Origin of the sequence: Methylosinus sp. H3A, assembly GCF_015709455.1 — a bacterium.
Lineage (GTDB): Bacteria > Pseudomonadota > Alphaproteobacteria > Rhizobiales > Beijerinckiaceae > Methylosinus.
This window is the reverse complement of the sequence record NZ_JADNQW010000005.1, coordinates 2,488,581-2,507,735: the sequence shown is the minus strand read 5'-3', so window position 1 is coordinate 2,507,735 and position 19,155 is coordinate 2,488,581. Positions and strand designations below refer to the sequence as shown.

The window sequence follows — 19,155 nt, the reverse complement described above, 5'->3', positions numbered from 1 at the left end:
CGGCCATGAACTCTGCTGCAGTGAATGGGCGTCTCTCTGTCATCGGCCTCGGGCCGGGCGACGCGCGTTTTCTCACCCATGAGGCGCAAGAGGCTTTGCGTTCGGCGCAGGATATCATCGGCTATGCGCCCTATGTGGCGCGCGTTCCCGTCACGCCCGGCCAGACGCGCATCGCCAGCGACAATCGCGTCGAGATCGCGCGCGCCGAGGAGGCGCTGCGCCTCGCCGCGAGCGGACGCAGAGTCGCTGTCGTCTCGGGCGGCGATCCGGGCATTTTCGCCATGGCGGCGGCGGTGCTCGAGGCGATCGACACTGGCGATCCCGCGTGGCGCGATCTCGACATAGAAATTCTGCCGGGAATCTCGGCCATGCAGGCGGCGGCGGCGCGGCTGGGGGCGCCGCTCGGTCATGATTTCTGCGTGATCTCGCTCTCCGATAATTTGAAACCCTGGTCGGTGATCGAGACGCGTCTCGAGCTCGCGGCGCGCGCCGATTTCGTGATGGCTTTCTACAATCCCGCCTCGCGCGCGCGGCCGCAGCGCATTCATGACGCATTCGCGCTGCTGCGCCGCGCGCTGCCGGACGACCGCCTCGTCGTCTTCGCGAAATCCGTCGGACGCGCAGAGGAGGACGTCATCATCACCACGCTCGGGCAAGCCGATCCGGGTGTCGTCGACATGTCGACTCTCGTGCTCATCGGCGCCAGCGGCACGAAGCTGATTGCGCGCAGCGACGCGCCTCCTTTCGTCTATACGGCGCGGAAGGCGATATGAGCGCGGCGCGCTGGCTCTCGCTGATCGGACTGGGCGAGGACGGGCTCGACGCGCTGACGCCCGCCGCGCGCGCGCTCATCTCCAATGCTTCGCTGATCGTCGGCGGCGCGCGTCATCTCGATTTGATCGGCCCGCAGAAAGCCGAGACGCTATGCTGGCCCTCGCCGCTCTCCGCCGCGATGGAGACGATTCTGTCGCGGCGCGGCGCGCCGGTCGTGGTTCTGGCGAGCGGCGATCCTTTCTTCTTCGGCGTCGGCGATATGATCGCGCGCAATGTCGCGACGGAGGAAATTCTCTGCCTTCCGGCGCCCTCCTCCTTCGCGCTCGCCGCCGCGCGCCTCTGTTGGAGCCAGCAGGATTGCACGTTGCTGTCGCTGCATGGCCGGGCCTTCGAGCGCGTGACGCCGCATCTGCAATCTGCGCATCGGCTGCTCATTCTCTCCTGGGACGGGACGACGCCTGCACGCCTCGCCGCGCATCTCACCGCGCTCGGCATGGGCGAGTCGCATGTGCATGTGCTCGAGCATATGGGCGGCTCGAAGGAGCGTGTTCGCAACGCGCGCGCGAGCGATTTTTCGCTGAACGACATAGCGGCGCTCAACACCATAGGCGTCGAAGTGATCGCCGGGTCCGATGCGCGCGTTTTGCCGCTGACGCCGGGCCTGCCGGACGAGTGGTTCGAGCATGACGGGCAGATCACCAAGCGCGACATTCGCGCAGTGACTCTCGCAGCGCTCGCGCCGCGCCGCGGCGAACGCCTGTGGGACATTGGCGCAGGCTCTGGCTCCATCGCGATCGAATGGATGCTCGCCGACGCGGCCAATCGCGCGACCGCGGTCGAGCAGAATGCAACGCGCATAGCGCGGATCGCGCGCAACGCCGTCTCGCTCGGCGTTCCCGATCTCGACATCGTCGAAGGCGCGGCTCCACAGGCGCTCGCAGGCTTGCCGACGCCGGATGTCGTCTTCATCGGCGGAGGCGGCGATGCGAATGTGATCGAGGCGGCCTGGGACGCTCTTCTGCCCGCTCGCGGGCGCATCGTCGCCAATGCGGTAACGATCGAGACGCAAGCGCTGCTGATCGACGCCTTTCAAAGGAGAGGCGGCGAGCTGGTGAACATGGCGATCTCGAAAGCGCGCCCGATCGGCGGCTTTCACGCGCTGGAGCCGGCGCTGCCCGTGCTGCAATGGCGGGCGGTGAAGAGTTGAGCGCGCCTTCGGCGGTCATTGCGCGCTACGCCATCGGCATAGGCGCGCGCAGCGGCGTCGATGCTCGGGAAGCGGTCGCGCTGATCCGAAAGGCTTGCGAAACCTATGTGCGCGCCCCTTCCCCCGCCTTCTCCCATCAGTGGGAGAAGGAGTCGCGCGTCGAGATCGCGCTCTTCACCATCGATGCGAAGTGCGGCGAGCTCGGCCTCCACGAAGCCGCTCGACTGTTGGACATGACGATCGTCTTTCTGCCGCTGGAAGAGCTGCGCGCGCGAAAGCACGAAACCCTCACCCGCTCGCCCCGCGTGGAAGCCCTCACCGGCGTCGGCAGCGTGGCGGAAGCGGCGGCGCTCGTCGGCGCCGGGAAGGGCGGCCTCCTTCTCGGCCCGCGCCTCGCCAGCGCGCGGGCGACCTGCGCAATCGCGCGAAATGCGCTAGACGAGGGCCCATGACCATCCATTTCATCGGCGCCGGCCCAGGCGCCGCCGATCTGCTGACGTTGCGCGGCCGCGACATTCTCGCGCGCTGCCCGATCTGCCTCTACGCCGGCTCGCTGGTCGCGCCGGAGATTCTCGCCCATTGCCCGGAGGGCGCGCGCATCGTCGACACAGCGCCGCTCTCGCTCGACGCCATCGTCGCGGAAATGCTGGCGGCTCATGAGGCCGGGCAGGATGTCGCCCGGCTCCATTCCGGCGATCTCTCCATCTGGAGCGCCGTCGGCGAGCAGACTCGGCGGCTCGAAGCGCTCGGCATTCCCTACACCATCACTCCTGGCGTGCCGGCCTTCTCCGCCGCCAGCGCCGCGCTGAGACGGGAACTGACGCTGCCGGAAGTCGCGCAATCCGTCGTGCTGACGCGCACCTCGGGCCGCGCCTCGGCCATGCCGCCGACCGAGACGCTCGCCGCCTTCGCCGCGGCGCGCGCGACCATGGCGATCCATCTCTCCATTCATGCGCTCGTACGGGTCGTCGAGGAGCTCACGCCCTTCTATGGCGCGGATTGCCCCATTGCGCTCGTCTATCGCGCCTCCTGGCCCGACGAGCGCATCCTGCGCGGAACGCTCTCCACCATAGAGCCGCTGGCGGGCGTTGCGCCGATGGAGCGCACCGCGCTCATTCTCGTCGGCGAGGCGCTGGCGGCCGATGATTTCCGCGAGAGCGCGCTCTATGACGCGGGCTATGACCGCCGCTTTCGCCCCAAAGGAGCCGGACGCTGATCGCCCCCGGCCTCCTCGTCGCCGCGATCCGCTCCGGCGCGGGCAAGACGACGGTGGCGCTCGGGCTGATGCGCGCGCTGGCGCGGCGAGGCCTGCGCGTGTCCGGCGTGAAATGCGGGCCGGATTATATCGATCCCGCCTTTCACGCGGCCGCGACCGGGCGCGCGAGCTTCAATCTCGATTCCTGGACGATGGAGGCCGAGCTGCTGGGCCAGCTCGCGCTACGCGCCGGCGAGGACGCCGATGTGATCGTCGCGGAAGGGTCGATGGGCCTTTTCGACGGCGCTCCCGGCGCCCCGGCGCAGACGGGCGCCTCGGCCGATATCGCGGCCCATCTCGGCTGGCCGGCGCTGCTGGTGATGGACGTCTCGGGACAAGCGCAGAGCGCCGCCGCGATAGCGCGCGGCGTCGCGGCCCATGACGCGCGGGTGAAGCTCGCCGGCGTCCTGCTCAACCGCGTCGGCTCCGAACGGCATCGCAAGCTCGCGCAGGAGGCCATCGAGGCGATCGGCGTCAGAGTATTCGGGGCGCTGCCCCGCGACAGCGGGATCGCTCTGCCCGAGCGGCATTTGGGCTTGGTGCAGGCGGGCGAGACGCGCGGCCTCGGAGCACTGCTCGACGCGCTCGCGGAGCGCATCGAGACGCATGTCGACCTCGACGCCCTGCTGGCCGCCGCGGCGGGAGGCCCGGCCGGCGTCGCGCGGGGCTCGCTCGACGCCCCACGACCGCCGGGCGGGCGCATCGCCGTGGCGCGGGACGAGGCCTTTTCGTTCTTCTATCCGCATCTCGCATGCTGTTGGCGCGAGGCCGGCGCCGAGATCGCATTTTTTTCGCCGCTCGTCGACGAAGCCCCGCCCGACGATTGCGACTCCTGCTGGCTTCCCGGCGGCTATCCGGAACTGCACGCCGGCCGGCTCGCGGCGGCCACGAATTTTTTGGGTGGGCTTCGGCGCTTCGCTGCGACGCGCCCGGTCCATGGCGAGTGCGGCGGCTATATGACGCTCGGCCGAACGCTCACCGACGCCGCCGGCGAGCTTCATACGATGGCCGGCCTGCTCGATCTGGCGACGAGTTTTGCGCAGCGCAAACTTCATTTGGGCTATAGACGCGCGCGACTGGCGGCCGATTGCGCGCTCGGGACGGCGGGCGCAGAGCTCGCCGGGCACGAATTCCACTACGCCACGATAGTGAGCGAGAAGGGCCTGCCCTTTGCGATGGTTACAGACGCTTATTCGCAGGAGGAGCGGCCCGCCGGCCTGCGCGCAGGGCCGGTCACGGGAAGTTTCTTCCACGCAATGACGAAAAAAAAGGGCCGCCGGTAACGCCAGCGGCCCAAGTCAAGGGAGGAAACGCCCAAGGAGGGCTACGGAGCGAGAGAAGTTCTCGCTGCGTCGCACTGTTGTATTGCTGCGGCGCACAAGTGTCAAGCGCATTTTTGGAAGACCGTCGCTATGTCGCACCCCGATCGAATTTTCGGCGGAATTTTCAAGGGGCCGCCCGGCGAACAGTCGCGCTCAGGACGCCTTTTTCCGAGGAATGCGGGCAAAATTGAGACGATCCGCGCCGGGCGGATCGTCCAATTCCCAAAATATGGAGTGATGGCCGTCAGGGGCGAGCGGAGGGCGACAAACCTTCGCGCAACGCCGGTGCGCTTGCGGCGGCCTCGGCGACTTTGGCGCGATGCTCGCCGCCCAGCGACGCCTGCGGCTTTTTCGCGGGATCGACGCGATGCGGCGGCAGCGAGGCCGGCGCCTGAGACGCAGCAGACTGGCCGGTGGCTACGGTCTTGGTCGCAGAGGCCTTTACGGGCCCCGCCTTCCCCGCCTTGGCAACCTCGGTCTTGGAGAATACGGCCTTCGAGAGCTCGGCTTTGGCGGGCTCGGCTTTGGCGACCGGCGCGGGAGCCTCGCTCTGAGCCGCGGGCGCGGCCGGCGGCGCCTCCTTGGGGAAGCCGAGCAATCCGCCGATCGAATCGGTCGCGCCGGCGAAGGCGCTGAGCTTGGTCGGCTCGGCCGGCGCGGCTTCTGCGGGCTTGATGGTCGTGGCCGGCTGCGCGGCGATCTTGATCTCCGCCTCTTTCTTGGCCTTGGCGGCGAGCTTGGCCGCGCTCATGGCGATGAGCGGCGAACGCGACTTGGAGCCGCCGATCTTCTCGTCGAGCGCGATTTCGATCGGCGCGATGAGCGCGTCGGGTCGGCTCACCTCGGCGACGCGGGCATAGAAATCCGGATGCTGGCCGCCGTCCTGATAGACGACGCGCACCGGCCGCACGCCGGCCGCCGCCAGTTGCGCCACTTTCGCCTCGTCGGCGGCAGCCTTTTGCGCGACCTGCGCCTCTATCTCCGCATTGCGCCTCAGTGGCGGACAGGCCAAGGAGGCGTCGAGCGGCTGGCCATTGGCCGAGGCGGCGTCGAAAACATAGCGCCGCCCGCAAACGCCGACCGCGGGCTCCTTGCCGGCGATCTCGAAATGATCGGAGCCTTCCTTCAGCTGCTTCCAGAAGCCGATATTCGGGTCCATCCGATGCTTGGCCAGATTTTCCGCCGTCATTTTGAACGGATAGGACTGCATCTGGATCGAACGCTGCCCATTGTTGAACGACGTGCGCAGAATGGCGTAGATCTCGCCGATCTGCCGATCCGTCATCGAGAAACAGCCCGCCGAAGAACAGGCACCATGCACCATGATGGAGCCGCCGCCATGGCCGAAAGCGCGGTCATAGGCGTTGGGATAGCCGACGTTGAAAGAGAGATAATAAGCGGAGTTCGGATTCATCTGCCCCGGGGTGATGGAATAGAACCCCTCCGGCACTTGGCGGTCGCCCTCGCGAACCTTGGGCCCGAGCTGGCCGGACCAGCGGCACATGGGGAAGGTCTTGAGGTAGGCGTAACGGCCGTCGGGCCGCTGCTTCCAGACTTCGAACTCGGCTTCTTTCTTATAGGCGCGGATGAGCGTCGGCGATTCCTTGGTGACGCCGGCCTGCTCCATCATCGCCAGAGTCTCCGGCGGAATGGGCGTCAACGAGCGCTGGGAGCCCGAGCCGAGATCATTGCAGGCGGAGAGCGAGAAGGCGGCGCCGACGAGGCCCCAGCGGGCGAGACGCCCGGCGTTTTGGAAGAGACTCATTCTCGCCCCTCGATGTCCACGCCCGCAAGCGCGAATCACGCCTCGGGAGCCTAGCACGACAATAGACGTCGAATTACCAACGTCCTTCTAACGCAAGAGGAAGAATAAGGCCAGAGCGTGGCTGTCCACGCCTGACAGAGGGCGGGAAACGTTTGAAAGGTTAACCGATGGTTCACGCCGAGAGATCGGCGCCGATCGAGGATTCGTGATCGGCGAATGCTGGAAGACGCCGAATCTCGTCTGCTCAGACCTTGCGGCCGACCGAGAGAAAGCGATCGGCCCGCGCCTCGACGATCTGCGCGCGGGAAAGATTGGCGAGGCTCGCCAGCGCGTCGTCGATCCCCTCGCCGACGGCGGCGACAGCCGTCTCCGGATCGCGATGCGCGCCGCCCGCCGGCTCGGCGACGATGACGTCGATGATGCCGAATTTCAGCAAGTCCTGGGCGGTGATCTTCATGCTGGTGGCGGCGTCCTGCGCCTTGGAGGCGTCGCGCCACAGAATGGAGGCCGACGCCTCGGGCGAAGCGACCGTGTAGACGGCATGCTCCAGCATCAGCACCTTGTTGCAGCTGGCGATCGCTATGGCGCCGCCGGAGCCGCCCTCGCCCACCACGACGGCCACATTGGGCACGCCGAGCGACAGCGACACATCGATGGAGCGGGCGATCGCCTCGGCCTGGCCGCGCTGCTCGGCGTCTATGCCGGGAAAGGCGCCGAAAGTGTCGACGAGCGAGATGACCGGCAGGCCGAATCGGTCGGCGAGATCCATGAGCCGGGCCGCCTTGCGATAGCCCTCCGGCCGCGCCATGCCGAAATTATGCTCGAGCCGGCTCTCCGTGTCGGAACCCTTCTCCTGGCCGATGAGGCAGACCGGCTCGCCACGAAAACGCGCGAAACCGCCGACGATGGCCGCGTCCTCGCCAAAGGCGCGGTCGCCCGCGAGCGGCGTGAATTCGTCGAACAAAAGCCGCACATAGTCGGAGAAATGCGGCCGCTGCGCATGGCGTGCGACCTGTATTTTCTGCGTCGGGGTGAGGCTGGCGTAGAGATCGGCGAGCGCCTTGTGGGCCTTGGCCTCGAGCTTGGCGAGCTCGTCGGAGATGGACACGCCGTCGCCCTTGGAGGCCAGCGCGCGCAACTCCTCCACCTTGGTCTCCAATTCGGCGACGGGCTTTTCGAAGTCGAGATAGGAACGCATGTGGCGAACGACACGGGATTGCGGCTCGGAAGCCTAGCGAAGCGGCGCGGAAACTGGCCGTATCGGCGCGGGAAGTCAAGAATGCGCCCCTATCGCCGCGCGCGCGGCGGACGAAAACACCGAATTTTTTCCTCGGCCGCCCGATGCGACGCAAGATATTCTCTCCCGCGGGGGAAGGACGCAGGCTCGCCCGAGAATGCGGCGCAGCTCGAGCAAAATCCTTCCTCGTCGAAGGAGCGCGGCGCGGCGCGGCGATTTGCCCTTCCTCCCGAAAGCGCGCTATCGCAAGGCGAGGGCGACGCAGCGCGCCACTGCAAAGGCGCAATCTCGAGATTACTGCGCAGCGAAGCGACGCCCCGTGCGAATGCGGCGCGACGATTGAGAGGATGAGACATGCAAGGACTTGGCGCGGCCGTCGCGGTCTTCGCGGCGCTAACGCTCGCGGCGGGCGTTCATCTCGGCGACGCCAATCTCTTTCTCCTCGCCGCCGGCGCGGGCCTTTGCGCCTTCACCACCTGGCGCAGCGCGGAGATTTCGAGCTTTCTGAAGATTTTCGTCTCGATCTTCTCGGTGGAGACGGTCGTCTTCGGCGCCGCGCGCCTGCTGGAGGTCGAGGGCCTGTGGCCCGCCGCGCTCGCCAATTATGCGCTGCCGGAGAGCATGTCGCTCACCGTCGCCATATTCTCGATCATCGTCTTCGGCCTCTCGCATATCCCGGTCGTGCGCGAGATGACGCGCATCGCCGATCTCTATTTCGACGCGCAGGACCGCACCGAGCTTCGCCTTTGGGGCCTCCCGGCCTTTCGCGTGCGCGAGCCGTTGATCGCCATAGCGATGATCGTCACTCTGGTGCTCATGAGCCAGGGCCTCGTCGGCATTTCGGTGCGGCTCTCCTTCATCCGCCGCGATTACTACACGGCGCTGCAGGAGATGAACGCCGGAGAGTTCTGGCGGCTGTTCCTCTATGGTTTCACGCCCTGGGCCTTCGTCCATGTCGTCGTGGCGGTCATCGACTATGTGCTGCAATCGACGCTGATCATCCGTTGGCGACAGTGGCTCACCAAGCATTATGTCTCGCGCTGGCTCGGCGGGCGCCGCCATTACGCCATGGCGCTCGTCGGCGGCGTGACCGACAATCCCGATCAGCGCATCGCCGAAGACGTGAATCGTTTCATCGACGGCGGCGATTCCGGATATGGCATCTATTCCTATTCGATCCTGCTCATCTCCAAGCTGAGCTCGCTCGTCTCCTATTCCATCGTGCTGTGGGATATTTCGAGCGCTTTCACCTTCTTCGAGGCGAATATCGCCATTCCGGGCCTGCTGTTCTGGGCCGCGCTCATCTATGCCGCGATCGGCACGGTGACGACCCATCTGATCGGCCGTCCACTGACGTCGCTCCTGTTCGAGAAGCAGAGGCGCGAGGCAGACTTCCGCTTCTCGCTCGCGCGGCTGCGCGAATATGGCGAGCAGATCGCTCTGCTCCGCGGCGAAGGCGCCGAGGGCGCCTCGCTCGTGCGCCGCTTCGGCGCGATCGTCGCCAATTATTTCGCCATCATCGACCTGCGCAAGAAGCTCGTCTCCTTCACCGCCACCTTCAACCAATTGTCGATCATCATCCCCTTCGTGCTGACGGCGCCCTTCTACTTCGCCGGCAAGATAAAGTTCGGCGTGATGCGACAGACGGCCGACGCTTTCGACAATGTCGAGGCCGCGCTGACCTTCTTCGTCGACTATTACGTCTTCCTCTCTGACTTCAGATCGGTGCTCGACCGTCTCGCCTCCTTCGACGCCGCCGCCGACCGCGCCGACGAGCTGAACGCCGCGCAGCCGACAGAACGCGCCGAACGCCGTGACATCGCCTTCGATGTGACGCTCGCTCTGCCGGACGGTCGCCGCATCGTCGAGGCGAAGGGTCTCGAGCTCGCTCCGGGCGAATCGGCGCTGCTCACCGGCCCCTCGGGCTCCGGCAAATCGACGCTGTTCCGCGCCGTCGCCGGAATATGGCCCTATTGCGAGGGCCGTATCGAGGTTCCAGAAGGCGCCAATGTGATGCTGCTGCCACAGCGGCCCTATGTGCCGATCGGCTCCCTCGCCCGCGCCGTCGCCTATCCCGCCGAGCCCGAAGCCTATTCGCGCCACGAGATCGCCGAGGCGCTGGAGGCGGCGCGCCTGCCGGGCTTCGTCGCCAATCTCGAGGAGGAGAGCAATTGGGGCCAGCGCCTCTCGGGCGGCGAGCAGCAGCGCATCGCCGTCGCGCGGGCGCTGCTCGCCAAACCCGACTGGCTCTTCCTCGACGAAGCGACATCGGCGCTCGACGAGAAGCTCGAGGGCGAAATTTACGCCATGCTGCGCGAGCGCCTGCCGCAGACGACGGTCGTCTCCATCGGCCACCGCTCGAGCCTGCACGCCTTCCATCATCGCCATATCTCGATGGAGCAGGAGGCCGACGGAACCTTCGCGCCGCGCGAAGCGGTGCTCGCATGACGAAATCCGGGGCCTCGGGGCGGGAAGGCGGCCGCTCGCTGAAGGAGCGCGTGAAGACGGCGAGGAAGCGCTCGCTGTCCTCGACGCTCTGGCTGGAGCGCCAGCTCAACGATCCCTTTGTGGCGCAGGCCAAGCGCGACGGCTATCGCTCGCGCGCCGCCTATAAGCTGCTCGAGATGGACGAGCGCCACAAGCTGCTCACGCCGGGCAAGCGCATCGTCGATCTCGGCGCCGCGCCCGGCGGCTGGTCGCAGATCGCCGCTGCGCGCGTGAAATCCGCCGATGGCACGGGCAAGGTCGTCGCCATCGACCTGCTCGAGATGGAGCCCATCGCCGGCGTCGAGTTCACCGTGATGGACTTCAACGACGAGACCGCGCCGGAACAGATAAAGGCCATGCTCGGCGGCGGCGCCGATGGCGTCATGTCCGATATGGCGGCCAACGCCACCGGCCATAAGCAGACCGACCATCTGAAGATCGTGGCGCTCGCCGAGCTCGCCGCGGATTTCGCTCGAGACGTGCTGGCGCCGGGCGGCTTTTTCGTCGCCAAAGTGCTGCAGGGCGGCACGGAGCATCAATTGCTCGCGGCGCTGAAACGCGACTTCGCGCAGGTGCGCCATCTGAAGCCGGCGGCGAGCCGCCCCGATTCGGCGGAGCTCTATGTGCTCGCCACGGGATTTCGCGGCTGAGCGAAATCCGTTCCCGGTGAATAATCAGGCCGCTCCGTCGGCCTCGACCGCCTCTTTCCCCGTCAGCCCCTCGCCCGCCGTCGGCGCGAGCTTTCGGAAGATCAGGATCGAGGAGGCCGAAACAGCGGCCACGATGAGGAAGGCCGCGTCGAAATCCGCGAGCCGCAAGGCGTCGTCGCCACGCAGCGCGCGCGATGTCTCCAGCGCCGCAGCGCCGAGCGACACGCCCGCCGACAGCGACAATTGCTGGCCCGCCGAGGCGAAGCTCGTCGCCCGGCTCATCGCCTGATGATCGATATCGGCATAGCCGATCGCGTTCAGCGCCGTGAATTGGAGCGAGCGGAAGAAGCCGCCGGCGAGCAGCACGGCCATGATCGCCCAATGCGGCGTCGTCGGCGCAAAAAAGACGTTGAGGCAGTAGAACCCCGCCGAGATCAGCGCATTGACGATCAGCACGCGCCGAAAGCCGAAACGCCCCAGAATGGGCTGCGCCGTGGTCTTCATCGCTATGGCGCCGATAGCGGCGATGAAGGTCAGCGACCCCGATTGAAACGCCGTCAGGCCGAAGCCCGTCTGCAGCATCAGCGGCAGCAGGAAGGGAACCGCCCCGAGCCCCATGCGGAACAGGAAGCCGCCGAGGACGGCGGCGTGGAAGGTCGGCACGCGCAAAAGATCGAGATCGATGATCGGATGCGGCGTCCGCCGCGCATGACGCACATAGAGGACGAGCGCGGTCGCGCCCGCTGCGATGAGCAATGCCGCGACGGGCGCCGGGACGATTCCTCTTCCGATGACGCCGAGCCCGAAGACGAGGCTCGACAGTCCCAATCCCGAGAGAAGAAAACCCTTCACATCGAGCGGCGGGACGCCCTCCTCGCGCAAATCGGGAATATAGCGGGTGACGAGCGCGACGCCGAGAAAACCGATCGGCACATTGATCCAGAAGATGTAGCGCCAATGAAAATAAGTGGCGATGAAGCCGCCGAGCGGCGGCCCGACGACCGGGCCGATCAGCGCCGGAATGGTGAGATAAGCGAGCGCGCGCACGAGTTCATGTCGCGGGGCGACGCGCAGCAGAACGAGCCGCCCCACCGGCACCATCATCGCCCCGCCGAGCCCCTGCACCACGCGCGCCGCCACGACGCCGGCGAGCGAGGTCGAGAAGCCGCAGAGGATGGAGCCGAAGGTGAAGACGAGGATCGCCGCGCGAAACACCCGCCGCGCGCCGTAACGATCCGCGACCCAGCCCGAGAGCGGGATGAACACAGCGAGCGACAGCAGATAGGAGGTGAGCGCGAGTTTCAGCGCGACGGGGTCTTCGTGTAGATCGACGGCCATGGCGGGCAGCGCCGTCGCCAGCACGGTGCCGTCGAGGTTTTCCATGAAGAGCGCTGTGGCGATTATGAGCGGCGTGATGGCGAAGGAAGGCAACGGACCTCGTGGAAGCGGGTTGCTGGGGCGATTCGCGAAAGCGACGCGAGACAAACCGTTTATGACGATTTTCGCCCGAAATGTCGAAACGGCCGCGTCAAATGAACTTCAGCCCCTTCAAACTCGCATGGCCGTTGCGCCCCACGATCAAATGATCATGCACCGAGATGCCGAAGGGCTGGGCGATGGCGATGATGTCCAGCGTCATGCGAATATCGGCGGTCGAGGGCGTCGGATCGCCCGAAGGGTGATTGTGCGCCAATATCAGCGCGGAACAGCCCAATTCCAGCGCCCGCCGCACCACCTCGCGCGGATAGACGGGCGTGTGATCCACCGTGCCGACGCCCTGAACCTCGTCGGCGATCAAGGCGTTGCGCTTGTCGAGGAAGAGGATGCGGAACTCCTCGCGCTCGGCGTAGGCCATCGCCGTGCGGCAATAGTCGATCACATCCACGAAGGAGGAGAGCACGGTGCGCTTCTGCAGATTGCTGCGCGCGAGGCGCCGCGCCGCCGCCTCCATCAGCTTGATCTCGCAGATCGCCGCCTCGCCGAGCCCCTCGATCTCGCGCAGCCGCTCCGGCCGCGCCGCCGCAACCTCGGAGAAGGAGCCGAATCGCGCGATCAGCGATTTTGCCAGCGGCTTCACGTCACGGCGCGGAATGGCGCGGTAGAGCACGAGCTCCAAGAGCTCGTAATCGGCGAGCGCGGCCTCGCCCGCCTCCAGGAAACGGTCGCGGAGCCGCTGCCTGTGTCCATGAAAATGCGGCGCTTCCTCGCGCAGCCCGTCGGCGGCTTTGTCGCCGGCCGCCCGCCGCCGAGGCGCGCGCGGCTCGCTCATTCGGCGCTCGAGGCTCCGTTGGGATTGTCGAGCCCGGCGGGCGAGGCGGTGAAGATTTCGACGCCGGTCTCGGTGACGCCGAGCGAATGCTCGAACTGGGCCGAGAGCGAGCGATCACGGGTGACAGCGGTCCAGCCGTCGCCGAGGATCTTCACCTGCGGCCGGCCGAGATTGATCATCGGCTCTATGGTGAAGAACATGCCCGGCCGCAGCTCGACGCCCTGCCCCGGCACGCCATAATGCAGAATATTGGGCTCGTCATGGAACAGACGGCCGAGCCCATGGCCGCAGAAATCGCGCACGACGGAGCAGCGCTCGGCCTCGGCGAAGCGCTGAATGGCCGCGCCTATGTCGCCCGTCGTCGCGCCGGGCTTCACCACGGCGATGCCGCGCATGAGGCTCTCATAGGTCACATCGATGAGGCGCTGGGCGCGGCGCGGCACCTCGCCCACGGCGAACATTCGGCTCGAATCGCCATGCCAGCCGTCGACGATGAAGGTCACGTCCACATTGACGATGTCGCCCTCGCGCAGAGGCTTCTCGTCCGGAATGCCGTGGCAGACCACATGGTTGATCGAGGTGCAGATGGATTTGCGATAGCCGCGATAATCGAGCGGGGCCGGATAGGCGCCGTTCGCTATGGCGAAGTCGAAGACGAGATCGTCCAGCGCCTTGGTGGTGACGCCGGGCTTCACATGCGGGACGAGCATATCCAGCGCCTCGGCCGTCAGCCGGCCGGCGAGGCGCATGGCCTCGAAATCCTCGGGTCCATGGAGCTTGATCTGGCCGCTCTTGCGGCCTGAGCCCGCGAGGTGGGACTCGACGAATGTCATGCTGTGCTCTCTGTTGGTCGTCGCCGGCTTTAGCTTATAAATTAAGAAATTGGCGCCGCAAAGCAAGATGCGCGCGCGCCACGAACGGCCGAACCCCGAACGCCCGGCTGGCCTCGGCGCCGGCCCTGTCATAGAGTTTCGGCCAGACTGACCCGAAGGAGCGGCCCGATGGAGCGCGAAGACATAGTCACGGCCGCCGTGCTCGTGATTGGAGACGAGATCCTGTCCGGCCGCACGCAGGATCTCAACACCAATTATATCGCCAAATATCTGGGCGAATTGGGGATCGACCTGCGTGAGGCGCGCGTCGTGCCGGACGTGGAGGAGGAGATCGTCGCCGCGCTCGACGCGCTGCGGGGACGCTACAGCTATGTCTTCACCACGGGCGGCATCGGCCCCACCCATGACGACATCACCGCCGACGCCGTGGCCAAGGCCTTCGGCGTCCCGATCGGCGAGGACGAGCGCGCCATCGCCATGCTGCTGGAGCGCATCGCCCCGCAGGATCTCAATCCCGCCCGACGGCGCATGGCCCGCATTCCGCAGGGCGCGGAGCTGATCGAGAACGCTATTTCCAAGGCGCCGGGCTTCATGATCGGCAATGTGATCGTCATGGCCGGCGTGCCGATCATCATGCAGGCCATGCTGGACGCCGCCGCCGGGCGCATCGTCAAAGGCGTGCGCGTGCAGGTGGCCACCGTCGACGCGCATGGCATACCGGAGGGCCGCTACGCCGCCGATCTGGAGCGAATCGCCAAGGAGCATGAGCGCGTGACGGTCGGCTCCTATCCGTCCTTCTCCAGCGCCGGCGTGCGCAATCAGATCGTGCTGCGGAGCCGCGACGGCGCCGAGCTCGAGGCCGCGGCGCAGAAGGTGCGGGCGCTGATCGTGCGGCTCACCGCCAATGGAACGCCGCTCTGACGGCCGAGGAGACCGCTCTCGAGGAGACCGCTTTATGGGAGACAAAGCCTTTCCGGTGTCCTGGGACGCCTTCCACCGCGACGCGCGCGCGCTCGCCTGGCGGCTCTCGGCCGTCGGCCGCTTCTCGGCCATTGTCGCGGTGACGCGCGGCGGGTTGGTGCCGGCCGGCATCGTCGCGCGCGAGCTCGGCATTCGCGTCATCGACACGATCGGGGTCGCGAGCTACCATGAGGAGACGCAGCGCGGCGAGGTCCATGTGCTGAAGCCGCTCTCCGAGACGATTCTCTCGCGCCCGAGCGAGGATGTGCTGATCGTCGACGATCTCGTCGACACGGGCGCGACGGCGAAGGTGGTGCGCGCGCTGCTGCCCAAGGCGCATTTTGCGACCGTCTACGCCAAGCCACAGGGCCGGCCGCTGGTCGACACTTTCGTCACCGAGGTTTCGCAGGACACCTGGATCTTTTTTCCTTGGGACACGGGCCTCACCTTCCAGGCGCCGATCGCCAAAGGATCGCCCTGATCTATTGCGCCGGGGCCGGCCGATAGGCCGCGCAATCGAAGATCGCGTAATGCTCGATCGGCGTCCATCGCGGCGCCTCGCCGGAAAGATGCAGCGAAAAGCGCATCGGGCCGCGCCAAAAGCCGGCTTCCAGCCCCGGAGCGAGCGCATCCGGCGATTCGACGGCCCCCACCACGAAGGCCGGCGCATCGGCGCGTCCGCATAGTTTTTCCAGCGCGCCGCGCGTAAAGGGCGGAAAATCGACGCCGTCGCCGGGGCGCGGCGTCAGAGCGCCGTCCGCAACCCAGCCGAGATCGCGCAAAAACCCCATTCGCTCCCGCCAGGCCAGCGCCAGAGCGCGCGAGAATACGGCGCCCGACCCCTGCACATGCGACGCCCAATTGGCGCGACCGAGCCACACCCAAGGCGCGAGCTTCTCATTCAGCCAGAGAACCTCGCCCGCATGCGGCGCCACGAGCGCCTCGAGCTCCGGCGGGCGGATATCGGCCGAGCGCAGCGGGAAAGGCTCATGAGACCAGCAGAAGGCCGCGAGCGGCGCGGTGATCGCCACAGCCGATGCGGCGACGAGCGGGCGCGGCCGCCATGCGATGACGAGCATGGCGAGAGCGAGAAGGAGAAGCGGAACATAGGCCGGCTCGCCGGCGCGCAGCACCGAGGACAGGACCGAATCCTCGCTCGGGGCCGTGCGGGCGTATTCGCGCGCGAACCACAAAGCCACGCCGAGCACGCAGAGCGCGCAGAGACCGCAGAGCGCGAGAAACGCCCGCTCCAGCAGCGCGAGCGAGACGCCGCTCCAGCGCGCCCGGCTCCACCAGGCGAGAACCGCGACGAGAGCGAGAAAGGCGCTCTCGGGCGCCGCGCGCAAAATCCAGCTCGTCACGAGAAGCGCGAGGACGATGCGGCCCTGCGCCCCCGCGCGCCACAGCGCCGGCGCGCAGAGGCCCAACGCCAGCGGCGCGAAGGCGGCGGCGAGCCAGAGCGCGCGCCAGCTCTGCGCCTGGGCCGCGAGCTCACGCATGAGCAGATCGCCGAGCAGAAAGCTCGCCGTGAGGCCGAGGCCGACCGCCCCGACGACGCAAAAGAGCAGACGCCGCGCGCCCGGCGGAGCGAGGCTCGCCGCGAGCAGCAGCGTGCTCGCCTGCCGCAGGATCGCGATCCATGTGCTCGCCGGCCAATGGATGAGAAAAATATAATCGCTCCTCACCGAGATGATCGCCGCCCATTGCGGATCGATGCGTGCGGTCAGCCTCTCGAGCAGCGGCGCCCCGGCCAGCGCCGCGGCGAGCAGCCCCACCCCGCCGAACAGCGCGGCGATGAAAATGCGCCGATCTTTCCAGCCTTCATAGAGCAGCGCGACGAGAACGCCCGGCGCGGCGATGATCGGGTGAAAAGCTACGGCGGCCAAAAGGCAGAGACCGGCCGTCCAGCGCCGCTCGGACAGCAGCGCCGCGAAGGCCGCCAGAACGAAGGCCTCGGCGAAAGGCCGCGGCGTCGCGAAAGGCTCGGCGAAATGGAAGACGCCGAATCCGCCATAGGAGCTGTCGAAGCAGGCGGCGAGCAGCAGCAACGCCGACAGCGCCTCTTTGCGCGCGAGGCGCGAGGCCAGCGCCGCCAGCGTGGCGAACCAGAGCGTGCAGCCGACGAAGGCGAGCGATTTCGCCGCCGCGGCGAGGCCGAGAAGCGGAATGAGGAAATCGACGAGTCGCGAGAAGACGCTGAATTTCGATTGGCCGTCGAGGCGGAACATGATGTCGCGGCCGACGCCCTGCGGGTCGAGATCGGCGAGGCCGCGGCCCATATAGATCACAGCGTCATGCTCGAGCCCGTAATAGGGCCGCAGCAGAAGGAAAATCGCCGCGCAGGCCGCGAGCGGCGCGAGCGCGACGAGAGCAATTCGAGGCGCCCGCGCATCCACATCGCCGTCGCGGCGGACGATTTGATCGGTCGAGGTGAGCAATCGACTCCCCGGCGCAGGAGGCCCGAGGAGCCGCGCGGCCGCTCCGAGGCGAACCGCCGAGACATATCGCCCTCATGGTTAACCCGAGGTTGAGGTCGGCCCATCGGCGCGGGTCGGGCGCGAGTCCGGTTTGCCGAGGTCGGCGCGCTGCGCTATCACTTCGACGAATCGCGGACGTGGCGGAACCGGTAGACGCAAGGGACTTAAAATCCCTCGGGCTATGCCCATGCGGGTTCGATCCCCGCCGTCCGCACCAAAAGCCGCCTCACCTCGACGGCCCGACGGTCGTCGGCTCGTCCGCCCCGAGGAGCTTTTTCCTCATGTCCGACCTCGAGACCGAAACGAGATTTCAAAGCGATCCCGCGCTCGAGCCGCTGCTCGCCGATCTCGCCTCGACGGCGGCGCGGCGCGACACGGAAGGCGGCACGGCCAAGCGCGAGCGCGATCTCATTCGCGAGAGCGGCTTGCTGAGCCTCGCCATTCCACGCGCGCTGGGAGGCGCCGGCGCCGATTGGATCGAGATCGTGCAAGCCGTCCAGCGAATGGCCGCGGTCGACAGCTCGCTCGCCCATCTCTTCGCCTTTCATCATCTGATGGTGGTCACGCCGCAAATCTTCGGAACCGCCGAGCAGTCGCGCGCGCTGATGGAGAAGACCGCGCGGGAGCGCTGCTTCTGGGGCAATGCGGTCAATCCCAAAGACCCGCGCCTGCGGCTCTCCCGCGACGGCGCAATTCTGCGGCTCGACGGAGCCAAGACCTTCTGCTCGGGCGCGAGCGATTCGGACATGCTCATCGTCTCCGCCCTGGACGAGGAGGACAGGTTGAAGATCGCCGCGATTCCGACGCGGCGCGCAGGCCTGCGCATTCACGACGATTGGGACAATATGGGCCAACGCCAGACCGACAGCGGCTCCGTCTCTTTCGAGCGCGTGGAGCTGCGCGAGGACGAATTGCTCGTCGCTCCCGGCCCGCTCGGCTCGCCTTTCGCGGCGCTGCGGCCTTGTCTCGTGCAGCTGCTCCTCGTCGCGATCTTCGCGGGGCTCGCGCGCGGCGCGCTCGACGAGGCGAAAGCCTATGTGCGCGGATTGCCGAGCGAAGGCGCCGCGCGCATCGGCGCCGATGCGTTCATTCTCCACACGGCCGGCGAGCTGTGGACGCAGGCCGCCGCCGTGGAAGCCCTCCTCGACCGCGCCACGCGCGCCTTTCAGAGCGGCTGGGAGCGCGGCGACTCCATCACGCCGCGAGAACGCGGCGCCATAGCGATCGAGATCGCGACAGCCAAAGCCGTGAGCGCGCGCGCCTCGCTCGACATCGGCTCGCGCATCTTCGAGATCATGGGAGCCCGCGCGACCCATGCGCGGCTGCGGCTCGATCGCTTCTGGCGCAACGCCCGCACCCACACTCTGCACGATCCCATCGATCACAAGCTGAAGGAGATCGGAGATTTCGTGCTCAACGACGCCTATCCGACGCCGTCCTTCTATTCTTGAGAGAGGCGGCTCAACTCGCCACGCGCCAGCCGCCGTCGGGCTTCTTGCAGGCTTGGCCCTTGGCCTGCTGCGGGCGGCCGTCGATAAAAATCTTATGCGTATAGTCGCGGCAGCCGCCCAATGCGGCCTCCGGTCCCGGCTCGATGAAACCATAGGCGCCACGGGTTCCGCGCCAGCTCTTGCGCTGACCGGAAGCGACCGCCTCTTGCTGCGCGACGACGGCCATGGCGCGATCCGACGCATCGAGCTCACGGCCGATCGTCACGCCGACGACCCCAGGCGCCGGCGGCTCAGGAGCGACGACAGCCGCGACGGCGGGAGCGGAAGGCGCGGTCGAATTGCAACCGGCCACGGTCAGCGCCGCGCAAAAAAGGCCTGCGCCCATTGCAATTCTGACGATCGCCGAACTCGCCTGCGCCGACATGAACTCTCTCCGTTCTCGCAATCTCCTCTCCTCTTGCCGGAAGC

17 protein-coding genes and 1 tRNA gene are annotated in these 19,155 nt (G+C 67.1%); 11 read left to right on the top strand and 7 right to left on the bottom strand.

Annotated features, from left to right (window positions below; translation table 11 throughout):
- Positions 1 to 5: 5 nt before the first annotated feature.
- Genes cobJ through IY145_RS14670 form a run of 5 tightly spaced genes read left to right on the top strand, consistent with a single transcriptional unit; the run spans position 6 to position 4,519 of the window.
- Positions 6 to 773, top strand: a complete 768-nt coding sequence (cobJ, locus tag IY145_RS14690; RefSeq protein ID WP_196408887.1) for a precorrin-3B C(17)-methyltransferase — start codon at positions 6 to 8, stop codon at positions 771 to 773.
- Positions 770 to 1,981, top strand: a complete 1,212-nt coding sequence (gene cbiE, locus IY145_RS14685) for a precorrin-6y C5,15-methyltransferase (decarboxylating) subunit CbiE (protein ID WP_196408886.1) — start codon at positions 770 to 772, stop codon at positions 1,979 to 1,981. Before cobJ ends, cbiE begins: the two co-directional genes overlap by 4 nt.
- A complete protein-coding gene (locus IY145_RS14680; RefSeq protein WP_246722047.1) occupies positions 1,978 to 2,433 on the top strand; it encodes a cobalamin biosynthesis protein in 456 nt (151 codons plus the stop codon). The genes cbiE and IY145_RS14680 overlap by 4 nt, the downstream gene beginning before the upstream one ends.
- The gene (gene cobM / locus IY145_RS14675) at positions 2,430 to 3,197 is read left to right on the top strand and encodes a precorrin-4 C(11)-methyltransferase (RefSeq protein WP_196408884.1); all 768 of its coding nucleotides are present in this window, start codon (positions 2,430 to 2,432) and stop codon (positions 3,195 to 3,197) included. Before IY145_RS14680 ends, cobM begins: the two co-directional genes overlap by 4 nt.
- Complete coding sequence (locus IY145_RS14670; RefSeq protein WP_196410558.1) at positions 3,194 to 4,519, top strand: cobyrinate a,c-diamide synthase; 1,326 nt, start codon at positions 3,194 to 3,196, stop codon at positions 4,517 to 4,519. Before cobM ends, IY145_RS14670 begins: the two co-directional genes overlap by 4 nt.
- Before the next feature lie 283 nt (positions 4,520 to 4,802).
- Here the strand turns inward: IY145_RS14670 and IY145_RS14665 are convergent, their stop codons facing one another.
- Together IY145_RS14665 and IY145_RS14660 are read right to left on the bottom strand one after the other, a co-directional pair.
- Positions 4,803 to 6,323 carry a murein L,D-transpeptidase family protein gene (locus IY145_RS14665; protein ID WP_196408883.1) on the bottom strand — a complete coding sequence of 507 codons (1,521 nt, stop codon included), beginning with the start codon at positions 6,321 to 6,323 and terminating at the stop codon, positions 4,803 to 4,805.
- Positions 6,324 to 6,567: 244 nt separating this feature from the next.
- Positions 6,568 to 7,521 (bottom strand): acetyl-CoA carboxylase carboxyltransferase subunit alpha, encoded by a 954-nt coding sequence (locus IY145_RS14660; protein ID WP_196408882.1) that lies wholly within the window; start codon positions 7,519 to 7,521, stop codon positions 6,568 to 6,570.
- Between the two features lie 393 nt (positions 7,522 to 7,914).
- Here IY145_RS14660 and IY145_RS14655 point away from each other — a divergent pair, with 393 nt between their 5' ends.
- Positions 7,915 to 10,008, top strand: a complete 2,094-nt coding sequence (locus tag IY145_RS14655; protein WP_196408881.1) for an ABC transporter ATP-binding protein/permease — start codon at positions 7,915 to 7,917, stop codon at positions 10,006 to 10,008.
- Complete coding sequence (locus tag IY145_RS14650; RefSeq protein ID WP_196408880.1) at positions 10,005 to 10,697, top strand: RlmE family RNA methyltransferase; 693 nt, start codon at positions 10,005 to 10,007, stop codon at positions 10,695 to 10,697. Before IY145_RS14655 ends, IY145_RS14650 begins: the two co-directional genes overlap by 4 nt.
- A gap of 24 nt (positions 10,698 to 10,721) precedes the next feature.
- Here the strand turns inward: IY145_RS14650 and IY145_RS14645 are convergent, their stop codons facing one another.
- The 3 genes from IY145_RS14645 to map form a co-directional block, all read right to left on the bottom strand.
- Positions 10,722 to 12,128, bottom strand: a complete 1,407-nt coding sequence (locus tag IY145_RS14645; protein ID WP_196408879.1) for a DHA2 family efflux MFS transporter permease subunit — start codon at positions 12,126 to 12,128, stop codon at positions 10,722 to 10,724.
- A 97-nt stretch (positions 12,129 to 12,225) separates the two neighbouring features.
- Positions 12,226 to 12,966 carry a RadC family protein gene (gene radC / locus IY145_RS14640; RefSeq protein ID WP_196408878.1) on the bottom strand — a complete coding sequence of 247 codons (741 nt, stop codon included), beginning with the start codon at positions 12,964 to 12,966 and terminating at the stop codon, positions 12,226 to 12,228.
- Entirely contained in the window at positions 12,963 to 13,799 is an 837-nt protein-coding gene (gene map / locus IY145_RS14635) for a type I methionyl aminopeptidase (protein WP_196408877.1), read from the bottom strand. The genes radC and map overlap by 4 nt, the downstream gene beginning before the upstream one ends.
- Positions 13,800 to 13,967: 168 nt before the next feature.
- Here map and IY145_RS14630 point away from each other — a divergent pair, with 168 nt between their 5' ends.
- On the top strand, positions 13,968 to 14,720 hold the full coding sequence (locus IY145_RS14630) for a molybdopterin-binding protein (protein ID WP_196408876.1): 753 nt from the start codon (positions 13,968 to 13,970) through the stop codon (positions 14,718 to 14,720).
- A 34-nt stretch (positions 14,721 to 14,754) separates the two neighbouring features.
- A complete protein-coding gene (gene gpt / locus IY145_RS14625; protein ID WP_196408875.1) occupies positions 14,755 to 15,240 on the top strand; it encodes a xanthine phosphoribosyltransferase in 486 nt (161 codons plus the stop codon).
- A gap of 1 nt (position 15,241) precedes the next feature.
- Here gpt and IY145_RS14620 read toward each other — a convergent pair whose 3' ends face one another.
- Positions 15,242 to 17,197 (bottom strand): hypothetical protein, encoded by a 1,956-nt coding sequence (locus IY145_RS14620; RefSeq protein ID WP_196408874.1) that lies wholly within the window; start codon positions 17,195 to 17,197, stop codon positions 15,242 to 15,244.
- Between the two features lie 170 nt (positions 17,198 to 17,367).
- Between IY145_RS14620 and IY145_RS14615 the strand changes: the two genes are divergently transcribed.
- A tRNA-Leu gene (locus IY145_RS14615) sits at positions 17,368 to 17,453 on the top strand.
- 64 nt (positions 17,454 to 17,517) lie between these two features.
- Positions 17,518 to 18,687, top strand: coding sequence for an acyl-CoA dehydrogenase family protein (locus IY145_RS14610; protein ID WP_196408873.1), 1,170 nt, complete (start codon positions 17,518 to 17,520; stop codon positions 18,685 to 18,687).
- Between the two features lie 10 nt (positions 18,688 to 18,697).
- Here the strand turns inward: IY145_RS14610 and IY145_RS14605 are convergent, their stop codons facing one another.
- Complete coding sequence (locus IY145_RS14605; protein WP_246722045.1) at positions 18,698 to 19,132, bottom strand: hypothetical protein; 435 nt, start codon at positions 19,130 to 19,132, stop codon at positions 18,698 to 18,700.
- Positions 19,133 to 19,155 lie beyond the last annotated feature (23 nt).

Coding starts and splice junctions, on each gene's coding strand:
- cobJ (WP_196408887.1), top strand. CDS start 6: ATGAACTCTGCTGCAGTGAATGGGCGTCTCTCTGTCATCGGCCTCGGG.
- cbiE (WP_196408886.1), top strand. CDS start 770: ATGAGCGCGGCGCGCTGGCTCTCGCTGATCGGACTGGGCGAGGACGGG.
- cobM (WP_196408884.1), top strand. CDS start 2,430: ATGACCATCCATTTCATCGGCGCCGGCCCAGGCGCCGCCGATCTGCTG.
- IY145_RS14665 (WP_196408883.1), bottom strand. CDS start 6,323: ATGAGTCTCTTCCAAAACGCCGGGCGTCTCGCCCGCTGGGGCCTCGTC.
- IY145_RS14660 (WP_196408882.1), bottom strand. CDS start 7,521: ATGCGTTCCTATCTCGACTTCGAAAAGCCCGTCGCCGAATTGGAGACC.
- IY145_RS14655 (WP_196408881.1), top strand. CDS start 7,915: ATGCAAGGACTTGGCGCGGCCGTCGCGGTCTTCGCGGCGCTAACGCTC.
- IY145_RS14650 (WP_196408880.1), top strand. CDS start 10,005: ATGACGAAATCCGGGGCCTCGGGGCGGGAAGGCGGCCGCTCGCTGAAG.
- radC (WP_196408878.1), bottom strand. CDS start 12,966: ATGAGCGAGCCGCGCGCGCCTCGGCGGCGGGCGGCCGGCGACAAAGCC.
- map (WP_196408877.1), bottom strand. CDS start 13,799: ATGACATTCGTCGAGTCCCACCTCGCGGGCTCAGGCCGCAAGAGCGGC.
- IY145_RS14630 (WP_196408876.1), top strand. CDS start 13,968: ATGGAGCGCGAAGACATAGTCACGGCCGCCGTGCTCGTGATTGGAGAC.
- gpt (WP_196408875.1), top strand. CDS start 14,755: ATGGGAGACAAAGCCTTTCCGGTGTCCTGGGACGCCTTCCACCGCGAC.
- IY145_RS14610 (WP_196408873.1), top strand. CDS start 17,518: ATGTCCGACCTCGAGACCGAAACGAGATTTCAAAGCGATCCCGCGCTC.